The sequence below is a fragment of the Armatimonas rosea genome (genome assembly GCF_014202505.1).
Classification (GTDB): Bacteria; Armatimonadota; Armatimonadia; order Armatimonadales; family Armatimonadaceae; genus Armatimonas; species Armatimonas rosea.
Window position 1 is genome coordinate 887,054 of record NZ_JACHGW010000002.1, and the last position, 16,710, is coordinate 903,763.

Annotated in this window: 14 protein-coding genes; 8 read left to right on the top strand and 6 right to left on the bottom strand. The window is 63.5% G+C overall.

What is annotated here, in order from left to right; genetic code table 11:
- Positions 1–62 precede the first annotated feature (62 nt).
- The 7 genes from HNQ39_RS11935 to HNQ39_RS11965 all read left to right on the top strand — a co-directional run bounded on the left by HNQ39_RS11935 (position 63) and on the right by HNQ39_RS11965 (position 7,994).
- Positions 63–860 (top strand): sugar phosphate isomerase/epimerase family protein, encoded by a 798-nt coding sequence (locus tag HNQ39_RS11935; RefSeq protein WP_184195915.1) that lies wholly within the window; start codon positions 63–65, stop codon positions 858–860.
- 205 nt (positions 861–1,065) lie between these two features.
- Positions 1,066–2,511 carry a sulfatase family protein gene (locus HNQ39_RS11940; RefSeq protein ID WP_221289957.1) on the top strand — a complete coding sequence of 482 codons (1,446 nt, stop codon included), beginning with the start codon at positions 1,066–1,068 and terminating at the stop codon, positions 2,509–2,511.
- A 74-nt stretch (positions 2,512–2,585) separates the two neighbouring features.
- Positions 2,586–3,938: a sulfatase family protein gene (locus HNQ39_RS11945; protein WP_184195921.1), complete on the top strand. Its 1,353-nt coding sequence runs from the start codon at positions 2,586–2,588 to the stop codon at positions 3,936–3,938.
- A 122-nt stretch (positions 3,939–4,060) separates the two neighbouring features.
- The gene (gene cysC / locus HNQ39_RS11950; RefSeq protein ID WP_221289959.1) at positions 4,061–4,603 is read left to right on the top strand and encodes an adenylyl-sulfate kinase; all 543 of its coding nucleotides are present in this window, start codon (positions 4,061–4,063) and stop codon (positions 4,601–4,603) included.
- A complete protein-coding gene (gene cysD / locus HNQ39_RS11955) occupies positions 4,600–5,490 on the top strand; it encodes a sulfate adenylyltransferase subunit CysD (protein ID WP_184195928.1) in 891 nt (296 codons plus the stop codon). The genes cysC and cysD overlap by 4 nt, the downstream gene beginning before the upstream one ends.
- 3 nt (positions 5,491–5,493) lie before the next feature.
- Positions 5,494–6,738: a sulfate adenylyltransferase subunit 1 gene (locus HNQ39_RS11960; RefSeq protein ID WP_184195931.1), complete on the top strand. Its 1,245-nt coding sequence runs from the start codon at positions 5,494–5,496 to the stop codon at positions 6,736–6,738.
- Positions 6,735–7,994, top strand: coding sequence for a lactate racemase domain-containing protein (locus tag HNQ39_RS11965; protein WP_184195934.1), 1,260 nt, complete (start codon positions 6,735–6,737; stop codon positions 7,992–7,994). The genes HNQ39_RS11960 and HNQ39_RS11965 overlap by 4 nt, the downstream gene beginning before the upstream one ends.
- Before the next feature lie 132 nt (positions 7,995–8,126).
- Here the strand turns inward: HNQ39_RS11965 and HNQ39_RS11970 are convergent, their stop codons facing one another.
- Genes HNQ39_RS11970 through HNQ39_RS11985 form a run of 4 tightly spaced genes read right to left on the bottom strand, consistent with a single transcriptional unit; the run spans position 8,127 to position 10,608 of the window.
- A complete protein-coding gene (locus HNQ39_RS11970) occupies positions 8,127–8,963 on the bottom strand; it encodes an ADP-ribosylglycohydrolase family protein (RefSeq protein ID WP_184195937.1) in 837 nt (278 codons plus the stop codon).
- 30 nt (positions 8,964–8,993) lie between these two features.
- The gene (locus HNQ39_RS11975; RefSeq protein WP_184197737.1) at positions 8,994–9,911 is read right to left on the bottom strand and encodes an aldo/keto reductase; all 918 of its coding nucleotides are present in this window, start codon (positions 9,909–9,911) and stop codon (positions 8,994–8,996) included.
- Positions 9,912–9,943: 32 nt separating this feature from the next.
- Positions 9,944–10,360: a type II toxin-antitoxin system RelE/ParE family toxin gene (locus HNQ39_RS11980; RefSeq protein ID WP_184195940.1), complete on the bottom strand. Its 417-nt coding sequence runs from the start codon at positions 10,358–10,360 to the stop codon at positions 9,944–9,946.
- Complete coding sequence (locus tag HNQ39_RS11985; RefSeq protein WP_184195942.1) at positions 10,360–10,608, bottom strand: hypothetical protein; 249 nt, start codon at positions 10,606–10,608, stop codon at positions 10,360–10,362. The genes HNQ39_RS11980 and HNQ39_RS11985 overlap by 1 nt, the downstream gene beginning before the upstream one ends.
- A gap of 65 nt (positions 10,609–10,673) precedes the next feature.
- Between HNQ39_RS11985 and polA the strand changes: the two genes are divergently transcribed.
- Complete coding sequence (gene polA / locus HNQ39_RS11990; protein ID WP_184195945.1) at positions 10,674–13,544, top strand: DNA polymerase I; 2,871 nt, start codon at positions 10,674–10,676, stop codon at positions 13,542–13,544.
- A 26-nt stretch (positions 13,545–13,570) separates the two neighbouring features.
- On the opposite strand, the gene HNQ39_RS11995 is transcribed toward polA, so the two are convergent.
- Positions 13,571–14,914 carry a GAF domain-containing sensor histidine kinase gene (locus HNQ39_RS11995; protein WP_184195948.1) on the bottom strand — a complete coding sequence of 448 codons (1,344 nt, stop codon included), beginning with the start codon at positions 14,912–14,914 and terminating at the stop codon, positions 13,571–13,573.
- Between the two features lie 21 nt (positions 14,915–14,935).
- Positions 14,936–16,627, bottom strand: coding sequence for a DUF885 family protein (locus HNQ39_RS12000; RefSeq protein WP_184195951.1), 1,692 nt, complete (start codon positions 16,625–16,627; stop codon positions 14,936–14,938).
- Positions 16,628–16,710 lie beyond the last annotated feature (83 nt).

Genomic DNA, 16,710 nt, shown 5'->3' on the forward strand with positions numbered 1-16,710 from the left:
AATTTGGAAAGAGATTCCTCTTATTCCCCCCGCTGGGCGGGGGCTAGGGGGGAGGAGTGATTATGAAACTTGGCGCGAATTCGGTTTTATTTGGCGGCTTCTCGATGCGCGAGGCGTTCGAGCAGATCGCGCGGGCGGGCTACGATGGGATCGAGCTCTCCGCAATCGATGGCATGAGCGAGCACTTGGTGCTGGATCGCTGGCAGGAAGTGGCAGGCGAGATCAAGGCGCTCTCGACGGAGTTTGGGCTGGAGCTGCTGGCGATGGAGCAGCCGTCGCAAGACGCCGTGAAGATGGAGAAGGCGTTTCAGGCCGCCGTGGAGATCGGGATTCCGATTGTCAACTGTGGCCCCGGCGGCAAGACCAGCGACGATGAGAGCCTGCAAAAATCTATCGACTCGCTGGGAGCGCTGGCGACGATGGCCGAAAAATACGGCGTGACGCTCTGCGTAAAAGCCCACGTCGGGGCGGCGATCTGGAACACGCCCACGACCCTCCAGCTCATGGAGGCGATCACGTCGCCCGCGTTTGGTATTGATATGGACCCGTCGCATATCCACCGTGGGCAAGAGAACCCGGTTGAGGCGATCGGTGCGGTGATTTCCCGCGTCAAGCACGTCCATATCCGCGACTGCAAGGGCCGCCAGCAGAACCCTGGCAAGCCCGAGCAGCAGGCCAATGGCCGCGGCGATATCGACCTGCTGGGCTACATCCGAGTCCTCCACGAGAGCGGCTATACGGGGCCGGTCGATCTAGAGGTGATCGGGGCGAAGGAGTACTCGCTCGTGCAGTGCGCCATTATCGCTGCGGAGGCACGGGGGCATATGCAGGCCTGTCTGCAAGCGTGTGGGGCGCGGTAGCGGGGCACTCCCCCCGCATACCCCACAAGTGGGGCCCCTGCGACCCCCTCTCCCTCTTTTCCTCCTTCGTCGGGAGGAGAGGGGGTGCCGAGGGAGAACCCACCCCCTCTAACTCCCCCTCCCTTCGTCCCCGCGAAGCGGGAAACAGAGCGAAGGGAGGGGGCCGGGGGGAGGGATGCTGGGAGGGATGTCTGGATACAAACTCATGAACATTGTCTTTATCGCACTCGACACTCAGCGCGCCGACCACCTCGGCTGCTACGGCTACGAAAAAAACACATCGCCGATTATCGATGCCCTTGCTGCCCAGGGCGTGGTCTTTGAGCGCTGCTACGCGCCCAATATCCCGACCCACCCGTCGTTTACGACCATGCTCACGGGCAAGGAGGCCATCACCCACAATATTGTCAATATTGGAGGGCGCGTCCCGATTGAGGAAGGCGTGCGCCTCCTGCCCGAGATTCTCAAAGAGCACGGCTGGAACACCGCAGCGATCGACACGATGGGGCGGCACTTTAATCGCGGCTTCGATACCTACATCTCGCCCCAGTGGGATCGCTCCGACCCGCTCACCCTGCGTCGCGCTGAGCATATCACCGATGCGGCGCTACCGGTTCTCGCCGAGCTGAAGGCCGATAAAGAGAAGCCCTTCTTTCTCTTTCTGCACTACTGGGACCCGCACACACCCTATCTTCCACCTGCGGACTTTCGGACGATGTTCTACCCCGAGGGCGCCGATCCGTATGATGTGAACAACCACTCCATGGACAAGGCCTGGAACGACGAGATGTTCCAGTGGTACTTCCATGACTGGATGCCGGGGGTCACGGATAGCAGCTATGTCAACGCGCTCTACGATGCGGAGACGGCCTACATGGACTGGCAGCTACGGCGGCTCTTTGCGGCCATCGAGCCCATCAAGGACGACACCCTGATCGTGATTACCGCCGACCATGGGGAGATTCTCGACGAGCAGCTGGGCTTCTACGACCACCACGGGCTCTACGAGGGCAATGTCCATATCCCGCTGATCCTGATCTGGCCCGGCAAGCTCCCTGCCGGCAAGCGTGTCCCGGGCTTTGTGCAGAACCTGGACTACCTGCCGACCTTCTTCGAGCTGGCTGGAATCCCGGATACCGAGAAGCTCGAAGGCAAGAGCCTGCTGCCCTGCATCTTCGGGGAGCGCGACGGCAACTACGACGAGCTATTCCTCTCGGAGGCGACTTGGGAGGTGAAGCGTGCGTACCGCAACAACAAGTGGAAGTTTATCCACTCGTTCGAGCCCGACCCGCACGGCCGCCCCCTGCAAGAGCTCTTCGACCTAGAGGCCGACCCCACCGAGCAAGTCAACCTCGCCGAGACGCACCCGGAGATTGTGGCGGAGCTGAAGGGACGCCTGGATGCCTGGGTCGCCAAGCGCCTTGCGGAGACCGGCCGCACGGAGGACCCCGTTCCGGTGCAAGGGCGCTGTGGGAGCAAGATCGGCACCCCCATCGAGGGCGAGACCCCCGGCGCGGGGGCGACACCGCTGCACCTGCGTAAGGCAAAAGAGGCCGCCAATATCCCCAAACCGGAGGAGCTCAACTCCGCCACCGACCAGAAGTCGGGTAAGCCGCTCCACGGGTATGTGGAGAAGCCCGCTGCCCCCTAACCCCCGCAAGCGGGGGGACAATAAGGAAGGAATCCTCTTATTCCCCCCGCCGGGCGGGGGCTAGGGGGGAAGCTATGAACATCGTTCTCTTAGCCATAGACACCCTGCGGCCCGACCACCTCGGGTGCTACGGCTATGGTAAAAACACGTCGCCGCAGATCGATGCGCTGGCGGCCGAGTCGGTCGTCTTTGAGCAGGCGATTGCGGCGGGCATCCCGACCATGCCGTCGTTTACCACCATGCTCACCGGGCTCCATCCCCTGCGGCACGGGATTGTCGCGCATATCGGGGAGAAGCAGCGGGTGGCGGCACGTGTCCAGACCCTGCCGCAGCTCGCGCAAAAGGCGGGCTGGACCACTATCGGGATCGACAACTTGGTGATTCAAGGCGGCGGCAAGGGGACGTGGTTCGCGCGGGGCTTTGACCACTACTCCGGCTTTCTCTACGCCCCCTTCACCAACCAGAGCGAGCAGCTGATCGACCGGGCGATCCAGTTTATTGATGAGCAAGACAAGCAAGTGCCGTTCTTTCTCTACTGCCACCTCTGGGACCCACACACGCCCTACGGCCCGCCCGCGCCCTACAACACGATGCACTACACCCCTGGCAGTGCGGAGTACACGATGGACGAGGTCTACGCCCACGCGCCGGAGTACTACAAGGCTTTCTTAGGCGAGATGCCCTGCGCGCAACCCGACGACTACGCGGGCTACGTGGCGCTCTACGACGGCGAGATCTCCTATGTCGATGTGCAAGTCGGGCGGCTTATCGCGCATCTCAAGAACTCTGGAATCTGGGAAGACACCGTCTTTATCTTCATGAGCGACCATGGCGAGGCCTTCGGCGAGGGCGAGATTCACTTCGACCACCACGGCCTCTACGATGCCGTCACGCATGTCGCGCTGATGGCCAAGGTTCCCGGCATCGCGCCCGGTCGCACCGATGCCCTGGTCTCCACCGAGGACATCTTGCCCAGCCTCGCGGCGCTCTGTGGCTGGGAGCTGCCGACGGGCTACGAGCTCACGGGGCAGAGCTTCGCGCCCACCCTGCGTGGCGAGGAGTTTGCCGGCCGCGAGCGCGTTTTCTGCATAGAGTCGTCGCGGCAGGCTTCGATTGCCATTCGCACGCTCAAGTGGAAGCTCATCCAGCCGATTGTCGACGACGCGCACGGAAAGCCCCTGCCGCACCTCCACGGCACGCCCCGCGACCCTGCGCCTCTGCTCTTCGACCTGGAGCACGACCCCGGCGAGAGACACAATCTCGCCGAGACGCACCCCGAGGTGCGTGAGGCACTTCTCGCAGAGCTGCTGGACTGGCACGCCCAAGAAATCGCCCAACGCAACGGGCACGATCCCATCAAGGAGAATGGTCTGAGCTTGAGCTACGAGGTCTTTATGAAGCGATTGCTGGCGAGGCATAAGAAATGAAACTACCTCTCCCCAACCCCTCACCTAAAGGCAAGGGGCTAAGACCCACCCCTGAATCCCCTCCCTTGCCTTTAGCACCCAGAGGGTACCCGGGAGGGGGGGCTGAGCTGTGCGAAGCCGGGGTGGGAGAGGTGGTCGGGCGGAGCTTCGTGGTCTGGCTAACCGGTCTTAGTGGTGCGGGGAAGACCACAGTTGCGCGGGGGCTGGCCGAGGCGCTACGGGTGCGCGGCATCAGCAAGCTCGAGGTGCTCGATGGTGATGCGGTGCGCGAGAACCTCTCCAAGGGGCTGGGGTTTTCCAAAGAGGACCGCGACACTAATGTCGCGCGAATCGCGTTTGTGGCGCAGCTGCTGGCACGCAACGATGTCAACGTGATCGTGGCGGCGATCTCGCCCTACGCCGAGGCGCGGGCGGCGGCGCGGGAGCGGATTGGCGAGGGCTTTGTCGAGGTGCACGTGGACTGTGGCCTGCCCGAGCTGGTACGCCGCGATGTGAAGGGGCTCTACGCCAAGGCGCTCGCTGGAGAGCTGGCGCACTTCACCGGGGTCTCCGATCCCTACGAGGCACCAGAGAACCCCGATGTTCGGGTGAGTAGCGAGGGGCAGAGTGTGGAGGAGAGTGTGGGGGCGATAGTCGCGTTTCTGGAGGCGAGGGGGAGGCTGTGACGCACTTAGATGAGCTAGAGTCTGAGAGTGTCTATGTGCTACGGGAGGTGGCGGCGCAGTTCGAGAATGTCGCGCTGCTCTTCTCCGGCGGCAAGGACTCGATCGTGCTGAGCTACCTGGCCCGCAAGGCCTTCTGGCCCGCGCGGATTCCGTTTGTGCTTCTGCATATCGACACGGGCCATAACTTCGAGGAGACCCTCACCTACCGCGATGCCTGGGCGGAGAAGTTGGGGGCACGCTTGCTGGTGCGCTCTGTCCAAGACTCCATCGACCAGGGGCGCGTGACCGAGGAGTCCGGGGTGCATGCGAGCCGCAATGTCCTGCAGACTGTCACGCTGGTCGATGCAATCATGGAGCTGGGCCTCGATGCCTGCCTGGGTGGGGCACGGCGCGATGAAGAAAAGGCGCGGGCCAAGGAGCGCTTCTTCTCCCACCGGGATGCCTTCTCGCAGTGGGACCCGAAGAACCAGCGCCCGGAGCTCTGGCAGCTCTTCAACGGCCACAAAGCGCCTGGCGAGCACTTCCGGGTCTTTCCGCTCTCGAACTGGACTGAGCTGGACATCTGGCGCTACATCCAGCGCGAGAAGATCCCCATGCCGTCGCTCTACTTTACGCACACCCGGCCGGTCTTTGAGCGCAATGGGATGGTGCTGGCTGCTAGTGAGATCCTGCCACGCCTGCCCGAGGAGACCGTCACCGAGCGCCGTGTCCGCTTCCGCACGATTGGGGACATGACCTGCACTGGGGCCGTGGACTCGCCCGCCGCCACCATTGAGGAGATTGTCGCCGAGGTCGCCGCCGCCCGCACCACCGAGCGTGGCACCCGCGCCGATGACAAGCGCTCCGAGGCGGCGATGGAAGACCGCAAGCGCACGGGGTACTTCTAGCCCATGAACCTACTACGATTCACCACCGCGGGGAGTGTCGATGATGGGAAGTCCACCCTGATCGGCCGCCTGCTCTACGACTCCAAGGCGATCTTCGACGACCAGCTCGATGCCCTGCACCGGGCGTCTTTGCGGCGCGGCGAGGAGCAGGTGAACCTGGCGCTCCTCACCGATGGCCTGCGCGCCGAGCGGGAGCAGGGGATCACGATCGATGTGGCCTACCGCTACTTCGCCACCCCGCACCGTAGCTTCATTATCGCCGACACGCCGGGCCACGTCCAGTACACGCGCAACATGGTCACGGGGGCGTCTACGGCCCAAGTTGCGGTAATCTTGGTGGATGCGCGTCAAGGCGTGGTCGAGCAGACACGGCGGCATGCCTACCTCGCAGCGCTTCTGGGGCTCTCGCACCTGGTCTTTGCGATCAATAAGATGGACCTAGTCGGCTACGAGCAAGCGGCGTTTGAGCGAGTGAAATCGGCGCTGGAAGAAGTGACAACGCACCTAGCCCCAACCGCAAAAGTGCACTACTTGCCCCTGGCCGCGCTCCACGGCGACAACGTGGTCGAGCGCTCCGAGAGACTCCCCTGGTACGAGGGGCCCTCACTCTTAGAGCTTCTGGAGACCCTGGACGCTCCCGAGCAAGCTGGCCCCGCGCGCTTCCCGGTGCAGTATGTGATCCGCCCCCAGAGCCCGGACTTCCCCGACTACCGGGGCTACGCCGGCCGCGTGGTCGGGGCGCCTTTGCACGTGGGGGAGCGTGTCGTGGCGCTTCCCAGCGGCCTAGAGACCGAGATTACGGGAATCGAGACCATGGACGGCCCCCTCGAAGTCGCGGAGCCGGGGCGCAGTGTCACGGTGCTGGTCAAGGACGACCTCGATCTGAGCCGGGGGGACCTGCTCGCGCCGGTCGCCGCGCCACCGACGACAGCGCAGGAGCTGACCGTTACTCTGTGCTGGCTCTCGACCACGCCGCTCCGGCTCAACGCCCGCTACCGGGTGCGCCACACGAGCCGGGAAGTGCTGGGGATGGTGACCGGGATCGACTTTGTGGTGGATATCGAGACCCTGGAGCAGGCTCCCGCCGACGGACCGCTGACCGCCAATGCCATCGCCCAGGTCCGCCTGCGGCTGGCAGCACCGCTCTTTGTGGATGCCTACACCGCCAACCGGACCATGGGGAGCCTGATCTTGATCGATGAATCGAGCCATGTCTCCGTGGGAGCCGGTATGATAGAGGCATCATGACCGAGACCGCCTTTGGCCAAGGCTTCACCGACCGCGCCCTCACCGAGCCCGAGGTCGCGCAGATTGTCGCGCAGACCCTGGCCCCCCTGGAGCTCGCCGGCAAGCGCCTGCTCCTCATTGTCCCCGATGCCACCCGCACCGCCCCGGTCGGCTGGCTCTTCCGTGAGATCTACGCCCAGACCCACGCCGCTGGAGCGCACCTGGATATCATGATCGCCCTGGGCACCCACCGCCCGATGACCGAGGACGAGATCTGCCAGCGCTTGGAGATCACGCGGGAGCAGCGCACGGCGCAGTACGGCTCGGTGGCGTTCTTGAACCACGCCTGGGACGATCCCAATGCGCTGGCGTCGTTGGGAACCATCCCCAGCGCCGAGATCGCCGCGCTCTCCGATGGCCTCTTTGCGATGGACGTCCCGGTGCGCATCAACAAGATTATCTACGACTACGACCGCCTGCTGATCCTCGGTCCGGTCTTTCCGCATGAGGTGGTGGGGTTCTCGGGCGGCAATAAGTACCTCTTTCCCGGTATCTCCGGCCCTGAGGTGCTCAACTTCTTCCACTGGCTCGGGGCGGTGATTAGCAACCCGCTGATTATCGGCCATAAGTGGACCCCGGTGCGCAAGGTGGTGGACCGTGCCGCCGCCATGGTGCCCACTCCGCGCACGGCGTTCTGTATGGTGGTCGAGAAGACTGCGCTGGCCGGGCTCTACGCCGGCTCCCCCGAAGCCGCCTGGGACGCCGCCTCTGATCTGAGCGACAAGCTCCATATCACCTACATGCCCCGCGCCTTTCACACGGTTCTCTCTTGCGCCCCGCCTATGTACGATGAGCTCTGGGTGGGCGGCAAGTGCATGTACAAGCTGGAGCCCGTGGTCGCCGATGGGGGAGAGCTGATTATCTACGCCCCCCATATCCACGAGATCTCCGTCACGCATGGCGAGCATATCGAGCGCCTCGGCTACCATGTCCGCGACTACTTCCTGGCGCACTGGGACAAATTTAAGGACGAGCCCTGGGGGACGATGGCCCACTGTGTCCACGTGAAGGGAGTCGGTACCTACGAGAACGGCGTCGAGACCCCCCGTGTCCGTGTCACCCTCGCCACGGGAATCCCCGAGGAGGTCTGCAAAAAAATTAACCTCGGCTACCGCGACTGGCGCACGATCAACATCGACGACTACAAAGACCGCGAGGATGAGGGGATTCTCTATGTCCCCAAGGCCGGCGAGATGCTCTACCGGGTCAGAGCGTAGCCGCCCCGGTTGGAGCGGGGCGTCAACGAGCGTCGCAGACTCCGCTGGGAAGGCCTTCGGCCATAAAATGGCCCATGGGCGAAGCCCTTTCCAGCCGAAGGCTCGTTGACGCCTCGCTCCAACCGAGGCGATCTAAACCGTCGTGAGGTAGTCCCGGCCGTAGGGGCCGTTCTCCAGCCCTTGAATCAGAACACGCGGCAGGTCTTGCTTGTACTCGGGGAAGCACGCGGAGCAGCCCAGGGCAATCGCGGCGACGGAGTCCGTATCGCCGGTGAAGGCGACCGCGGTGCGGAGCAGCTCGGACTGGGTGCGGCAGGCGAGGAGCGCGGTGAGTGCCGCGCGGGCGGTGGAGAGGCCATGGAGGGGAACCTCGCCGTGCCAGGGCTCTGACCAGGGGGTGCCGGGGACGTGTTTTTCGAGGAACGCCGCAAGCTCGCTGAGCTTGCCGAGTCGCTTGAGCCCAAAGTGCGCCATGAGCCCAACAGCCTGCGACGAGGCAATTCCCCCTGGCGTGTTGTGGGTGATCGCCGCCTGAGTCTTGGCGTAGGCCTTCACCTTGGTGATGCTTGGCAAGAGCCCCAGCGGCACCGAGCGCATCGCCGCCCCATTGCGGTCGCTGGTGGGGTTGAGCTTCTCCAGCAGCTCACTGCCGTTCTTGCAGGACTTCAAGATGCCTTCAAAGCCACGCGCATAGCCGGGGCGTGGGTCGCGGTGGTAGACAAAAACAAACCGGTCAGCGAGGTAGCGCGGCGTGAACGGCTCCCCTAGCCGCACCGCCTCCCAGATCGCCAGCGTCATCTGGGTATCGTCGGTGTAGTGCCCCGGCGTGAACCCGGCCCGCTTGCGGTAGTGCCTGCCATCGTTCTCGCGCGCCACGACCTCGGGGGACTCAAACTCAAAGCCCGCACCGTAGGCATCTCCGACAGCAATCGAGAGAAGGAGGCGCGGGCTGGTCTTGGTAGTGCTCATAATATTGTTATTATGACACGTATGAGGCGTTTAGGGAAGGGTATTTCCTGCCGCCCGGTAGATCTCGTACCACTGCGGCCGGGTCAGCGCGACCTCAGAGGCCAGCGCGACTTGCTTCACCCGCTCCGGGCTGGTTGTCCCCACGATCGGCTGGATCTTCGCCGGGTGGCGCAGGATCCATGCGATCGCCAGGGTCGTGGGAGTGACCCCGAACTCGCCTGCCATCGCCTCCAACACCTCATTGAGCTTGGGAAACTTGGGATTGCCCAAGAAGGTCCCCTCAAAGAACCCGTGCTGGAACGGCGACCAGGCCTGCACCGTGATCTTCTTGAGGCGGCAGTAGTTGAGAATCCCGCCGTCGCGGTCGTTGGAGCGCTCGATCTCCATATTGACATTGAGCCCATGATCGACCATGCCCGTGTTGGTGATCGAGAACTGGAGCTGGTTGGCTTCGAGCTTCATCGGCAGGCTCGCCTGGAGGAGCTCGATCTGGCTGGGGTTGTGGTTGCTCACCCCGAAGTGGAGGACCTTACCGCTCTGCTTGAGGGTCTCAAATGCCTCCGCCACTTCCTCGGGCTCGACCAGCGCATCGGGGCGGTGGAGGAGCAGGATATCCAGGTAGTCCGTGTCGAGGCGGGTGAGAATCTTATCGACCGAGGTGAGGATATGCTCCTTAGAGAAGTCAAAAAAGCCGCTACGGATGCCGCACTTGCTCTGGAGGAGCAGCTCGCTGCGCTGGAGCCCAAGGCGCTTCACCGACGCCGTAAAGACCTCCTCGCTCTTGCCGCCGCCGTAGATGTCCGCGTGGTCGTAGAAGTTGATCCCCGCCTCCCAGGAGGTTTTTAGGAGCGTGTCCACCGCATCGGGGGCCATCCCCGCGATTCGCATACAGCCCAAAGAGATCTCGGAAGCACTGAGGCCACTGGTTCCGATCTGAAGTCGTTTCATCGTCATGGAGCCAGTATACCGGAGGACGATGGTTACCCCGTTTCTTGTGGGGAACTATCGTCAGTCTCTTGAGCGAGCTCCTGTGCCTGAAGTGTCTTTGCCCCCACATAGCGCAGGACGCGCACCTGGCCCATGTCAGGGGCTTGTTGCGTGGGATCGTAGACGGAAAACACGATCGTACAAGCAACCCACTCTGGGTTCTTACGATCTGGTCCACGGTAGAGCCGCATACGCACCTCGACCCGTCGGCGCTCTGACTCGGCAATGTTCATCATGAAAGAGCGGGGGCCAGGGAACTCAGTGATGCCATCCGTTGCTCTGAGGAGCCCCTCCCACCAGCGCCGGGCGTAGTCTGCTCCTCGAAGCCGTCCTATCGTGAGAAACAGTGCATCACGCTCTTCATGGGCAAGATCGGTGAGAAACAAGTCCCAAGGTACAGGTTCAGGCATCACACCAGCCCTGCGGCTTTGAGGAGCTCTTCGGCGTGTGCCAGTGATTCGGCCCGATTGTGGGGCCGCACCTTCCCGGCTGCTACCTGAGCCAGCGCCTCGTCTACTTTATCCCAATCATCCTGGGTGAGCTCAATGTCATCCTCAGCAAAAGCTGCGTCGATAAGCTCACCTGCGCGACGGAGCGCTTGTGGATCTCCTACAAGCCGTCGGGCGGTCTCTGGGGAAACATTTATCATCAGTGTCATGATCGTTTTGCTCTTTCTCTTGGCTCTCGCTGACATTTTATCAGTAGCAGGTAAAATACCCGCAAATGGCTAAAACACTCGTTCTCCTCGACGGTAACTCGCTGCTCTTTCGGGGCTTTTTTGCGGTGCGCTCCCTGACCAACTCCAAGGGCCTGCCCACCAACGCGCTCTTTGGCTTCACGCAGATGCTCCTCGGGGTTGTGGAGAAGCACCACCCGGACCTGATGTTCTGCGCCTGGGACACGCACGATCCCACGTTTCGCCATGAGCTGTTCACGGAGTACAAGGGGACGCGCCAAGACACACCGGATGATCTGATCCAGCAAGGCCCGTATGCACGCCGCCTCGCTGATGTCTTCCGGGCGATCTCGCTGGAGGCACCGGGCTACGAGGCCGACGATATCATCGGAACGCTGACCATCCAAGGCGTGGCGGCAGGCTATGAGGTGCTGATTGTCACCGGAGACTCGGACATGCTGCAGCTGGTGCAGCCGGGCGTCACGGTGCTGACCATGATCAAGGGCATCACGGACACGGTGATCTACGACGAGGCCGCGGTGGAGGCGCGCTACGGGCTCAAGCCGGTCCAGCTCACCGACTACCGCGCGCTGAAGGGCGACTCCAGCGACAACATCCCCGGCGTCCCCGGTATCGGTGAGAAAACGGCCACGACGCTGCTGCAAGCGTTCCCGACCGTGGAGGAGCTGGAGGCACGCCTGAGTGAGGTGACTCCGGTGCGCATCCAGGAGAAGATTCGCGAGAACTTAGAGAAGATGCGCCTCTCCAAAGACCTCGCGGTGATCCGCAAGGACATCCCGCTGCCGGAAGCCGCCGCACTGCCTAGCCCCACCGAGTGCCCGGACTACTCCCCAGACTACGCCGCCATAAAACTCTTCTTCGATGAGCTGGAGTTCCGCACCCTCGCGCGCCGGGTGGAGGCGATGAGTGCAGGTTCCCCGACCAGCCCCCCCCGCCCCCACCCAGCGGGGGAGCCTGAAGTGGAGGTTGTGGCGGAGGCGAAGGCGGTCTTGCTGACCATCACCGAGGTCGAGACAGCTACCGATGTGGCCGAGCTTCTTGCCGCCGCAAAGGCGGCCGGCAGAGTCGCGCTTCGCCTCCACACCGATGAAGCCTCCGCGCTGGATGCACGGCTCTATGGGGTCGCCATCGCTACCGGAGCCGGGCGCGTTTTCTACTGCCCCCTTGCCCCCCCCCCCCTCGCCCCCCCCGTCCCCGCAAGCGGCGGAGCCGAGCTAGGCGGCCTCTTCGACACCCCCCCAGCCCCAACTCCCCCTTCCTTCGTCCCGACGAAGTCGGAAACAGAGCGAAGGAAGGGGGCCGGGGGGATGGATGCTGGGATGGATGCCCTCCTCACCGACCCCACGATTGGCAAGCTCACCTACGACGGCCGCACCGATATCACGATCTTGCAGCGGCATGGCTTCACGCTAAGTGCCCTTGCCTTTGATGCAGAGCTCGCGGCGTATCTGCTCTTTGCTGGTCAGCGGGCGACCTACCCGCTGCGGGACATCGCGCAGAACCTTGCAGGGCGTGAGCTGCCGCCTGCGCTGGAGAAAAAAGAGCGTGCGACCCTCGACGCAGCGACGGTGTTTGAGCGCGATAAGCAACTGGCGATTGCCGCGGCGGAGACGATCTTCGCTTTGCACGAGACGCTGGAGCCGCGCCTGGAAAAGGATAAGCTCGACGGCCTCTTGCGAGAGCTGGAGCTGCCCTTGGTGCCGATTTTGGCGGAGATCGAGCGCACGGGGCTGCTCTTGGACAAGTCACTCTTAGAGAAGATCGCGGCAGGGATGGGCGAGCAGATCACGGCGCTGGAGAAGTCAATCCACGCGCTGGCGGGGGAGCCGTTCACGGTGAACTCACCCAAGCAGCTGGCCGAGGTGCTCTTTGAGAAGCTGAAGCTGCCGTCGGGGAAGAAGACCAAGACGGGCTACTCGACCGATGCGGATGTCCTGGAGCCCCTTGCGCTGGAGCACGAGATTGTCGCGCAGGTGCTGCAGTACCGGGAGCTGGCGAAGCTCAAGAGCACCTACGCCGACGCGCTCCCGGCGCTGGTGCGAAGCGATGGGCGGGTGCACACGTCGCTGAATCAGACGGTGGCGGCGACTGGTAGGCTTTCGTCGTCGAACCCAAACCTCCAGAACATTCCCATCCGAACCCCCGTGGGACGGGAGATTCGTAAGGCGTTTGTGGCGCCGCCGGGGCGGATTCTGCTCTCGGCGGACTACTCGCAGATCGAGCTGCGGATCTTTGCCCACGTGGCGGAGGACAAAGATTTAAGAGACGCGTTCTCGTCGGGCGAGGACATCCACAAGTACACGGCGGGGAAGGTGTATGGGATCGAGCCGAGCGCGGTGACGGGTGATATGCGGCGCGCGGCTAAGACGGTGAACTACGCGGTGCTCTATGGCATCTCGGACTTTGCGCTGGCGCGGCAATTGAAGATTCCGCAGAGCGAGGCGAAGGCACTGAAAGAGTCCTACTTTGCACGCTTCCCCGGCGTGAAGGCCTATCTCGATGGCACGATTGAGTTTGCCCAGAAGAACGGCTATGTCCAGACCCTGATCGGCCGTCGGCGCTGGATTCCCGATATCAACAACCGGGTCTTTAACTTCCGCCAGGCAGCGGAGCGTGCGGCGGCGAACATGCCGATCCAAGGGACGAGCGCGGACATCATGAAGCAGGCGATGCTCTCGGTCTGGGCGATGCTCCACGAGACGCAGCTCCCCGCACTCCTGCTCTTGCAGGTGCACGATGAGCTTCTGTTTGAGGTAGACCAGGACGCGGCAGGGGAGCTGGGAGCGAAGGTCAAGGCCTGTATGGAGAGTGCCTACCCGCTGACGGTCAGCCTGGATGTGGATGTGAAAACGGGACCGTCGTGGGGGGACACGACCGTGGTGGAGCTGGCCCCCTGACCCCCATGCATGGGGGCTGGGGGGCACTACCCCGGCGACTCAGGGACGGGGGGAACCGGCGGGACAGAGATAATAAAGGTCGAGCCCACGCCGACCGTGCTCTCTACGGAGATGCTCCCACCGTGCTCACGCGCCACCCGCGCGGAGACACTGGTGCCTAGGCCCGTGCCGCCCACCTTGGTAGAGACCGCTTGGTTGGTAAAGAGCTTCTTGCGAATCTCCTCGGGGATGCCGCGTCCGGTGTCCTGCACCTCGATAAGGAGGTTGCCGCCCGGCGACTTGGGGCTGCGTGTGCGGACGGTCACCGTGCCACCGGCGGGCGTCTCCGGGAGCGCGTTGTTGACCAGGTTGTACAGGCAGTCATAGAAGCGGTCGTAGTCGAAGGGGGTGTGGGGCAGGGCGCGGTCTAGGTCGGTCTTGAGGCTGATGCCCTTGTCCGTGGCGGTGCGCTTGAGGGTCTTGACGACGTCGTTGACCACATCGTTGAGACAGCCCTCTTCAAAGACCGGCGGAGGCAGCGTCCCTTTTACCATCCCCGCGATGTACTGGGTGCGGCGGCGCACACGCTTGGCCGCGGTCAGGAGATCGTCGAGGAGCCAGGAGTACAGGCCCTCCACGCCGCCCACCGCATCGGCCACCTCCGCGCCCCAGGTCTCGCCCTCGGGGCACTTGCTGGTGATACTGGCGACCTGCTGGAAGAGATCATCGAGCATCGGCTGGAGGGTCATGACACCGGTCTCGATGGGGGTCATCATGTTCTTAATGTCATGGGAGATCTCCCCGACACGGTTGCCAATCTCCGCGTTGCGCTGCGCCTCCAAAAGCTGGGCGTGCTCAATGCCCGTGGCGGCCTGGGCACAGAGAACTTCAAGGACTTCAAGATCGTGCTGGGTGAAGGGGACCGTCGGGTTCATCACCTGCATCACCCCAATCGGGGAGCCCCCCGTGCGCTTCACCGGAACCGTCATCATCGACTGGGTCTGGTAGCCGGTCTGCTTATCGACATTAGCGTTGAAGTCCTCGCGCTTGCTCACATCGCCGATCAGCACGGGGGTTCCGGTACGAAACACCGTCCCCGCCACCCCCTGCGATGCCGGGATCGACTTGCCCATGAGCTGGTCCGCGATAGGGCCGATCACGTAGCGAAAGACCAGCGTGTCGTTCTGGGAGTCGTAGAGGTAGACCGTCCCCGAGTCCGCGCGGAGCACCTCCAGCGCGATCTTCAGGGTGGCCTGCACCATCGTGTCCACACTGGGGTGTGAGAAGAGCGCATCGCTCGTGCGCCGAATCGCCTCGATCTGCCGCTCCCGGTGCTCCAGCTGCGCCTGCATCTCCTGCGGCGTCAAGACTCCCTGTGTGACACTTTCCATCTGTGGGCCATTATACCCGAGCTAGAACCTCCAAAAAGGGGCATTTTTCACAGGGCGGCTGCCGGTCACCGCGGCGCGGAGCAGCTCGATGGGGATCGGGCCCTCGTGGAGGAGGGAGTCGTGGAGCTGCTTGAGAGTCTGCCTTTGGCTGTCCCCTTGCTCCTTGGCGAGTGCCCGAAGCTGGAGCCCACCGATCATGTAGGCACACTGGTAGAGCGGGGAGTAGGCCCCGCCGATAAAGCGCCGTACCTCGCTCGTGGCGGAGAAGCGCTCGTGCCCGACCCGCTCGACCAGGAAGTCGATCATCTTCTCGGGAGTCATGGTCTTGAGGTGAAAGCCCAGCGAGACCAGGATGCGGGCGCAGCGGTGCATGCGCCAGAAGAGCATCCCCACCCGGTCCTCGGGGCTCCGTGCCCAGCTCTTATCCCAGAGCTGCATCTCCCAGTAGAGCGCCCAGCCCTCGACCAGAAACGGGGTGGCGAAGCGCTGGCGGTAGGGGCGGTAGCGCTCGGACATGTAGGACTGCAGGTGGTGGCCGGGGATGAGCTCGTGCGGGGTGACAATGCGGGTGAAGTGCTCGTTGTTGGCGCGCAGGCTCATCTCCTTATCGGCGTGGTCCATCTCCGCCAGGGGGTAGGCTACCAGCATCTTCTGGCCTCCGTAGGCGGCAAAGGGCAGGTTGCGCTGCACCTGCTTGCTGCTCATCTCCAGCCGCCAGGTCTCGATACAGAGCGGCTCCAGGGTGACCAGATCGTTCTTCTGCAGGAAGGCAATCGACTCGCGCACCTGCCCGGCGACCAGGGTGTCCTGCTCCCCCGGCGCGGCATGGAGCGTCTTCACTCTCTCCAGCGCCGCCTTGGTATTCTCACCGAGGCCCATTTCTTTCGTGGCCTTCTTGAGCTCCGTCTCACACCAGGCAAACTCCCGCTCCGCGAGCTTCATCAGCTCCTCGGGGGTGTAGGGAATGCGCTCGTAGGCCAGGTCTGCCAGGAGGGCATCGCGCCCGATCGGGTCCCCGATCAGCGGGTCGTCGTCGCGGCCCTTTACCTTGGCGGTCTCCTCTCGCAGCGCCCGGCTGTAGTCGGCGAGCTCACGGCGGAGAGCTTCGTAGGGAGTCTTGCACCACCAGGTCACCAAGGGATGGAAGCCATCGTAGTGGGCGTACCAGGTCGCCAGGGTGCGTGCGAGGCCATCGAGGGCGCGCGCCGTGCGCAGGGCAAGGGTGGGGGAGATATTGCGTTTCTGCGCTCGCGCTGCCTTGAGCTCTTTTGAGAGCGCATCGAGCGTGGCGGCAAAGCGCTCGCCATTGGGTGCCTCCACACGGCCCCGCGCCTCCTCCAGCGCGACCAGCTTGGGTGCAAAGGGAATCAGGGGGAGCATCTCCGCCTCGCGCTGGGCCGCCAGGGCCGCCTGCGCGTCTTCGTGCTTCAGGTAGCCATCCAGGAGCAGCCAGTCGATCCTTGCCCCGGTGCCCAGCTTGTCGTAGTCCAGCGCATCGAGTGTCTTGCGCCACTCCGCACGAAACGCGGCCATGCGCTTCTGGAGGGTGGGGGAGAACTCCGTGTCGTAGAAGCGGTTGAGACCCGCCTCGTCGGTCTGAAAGCGCCGGAGCAGCGGCTCCAGGCTGTCGTCGGTGGCACGGGAGGGCTGTGCGTAGGCGGGCGAGAGCACGACAAGGGCAGCGATGGCGGCAAAGAGGGCTTTGGAGAGCATGCCCCATTATACTTTCCTGGTAGTTTTACTGCCTAGTGCTATTTTGAGCCGCTCCGAATAATCCAATTGTTCGTGCAATGGAA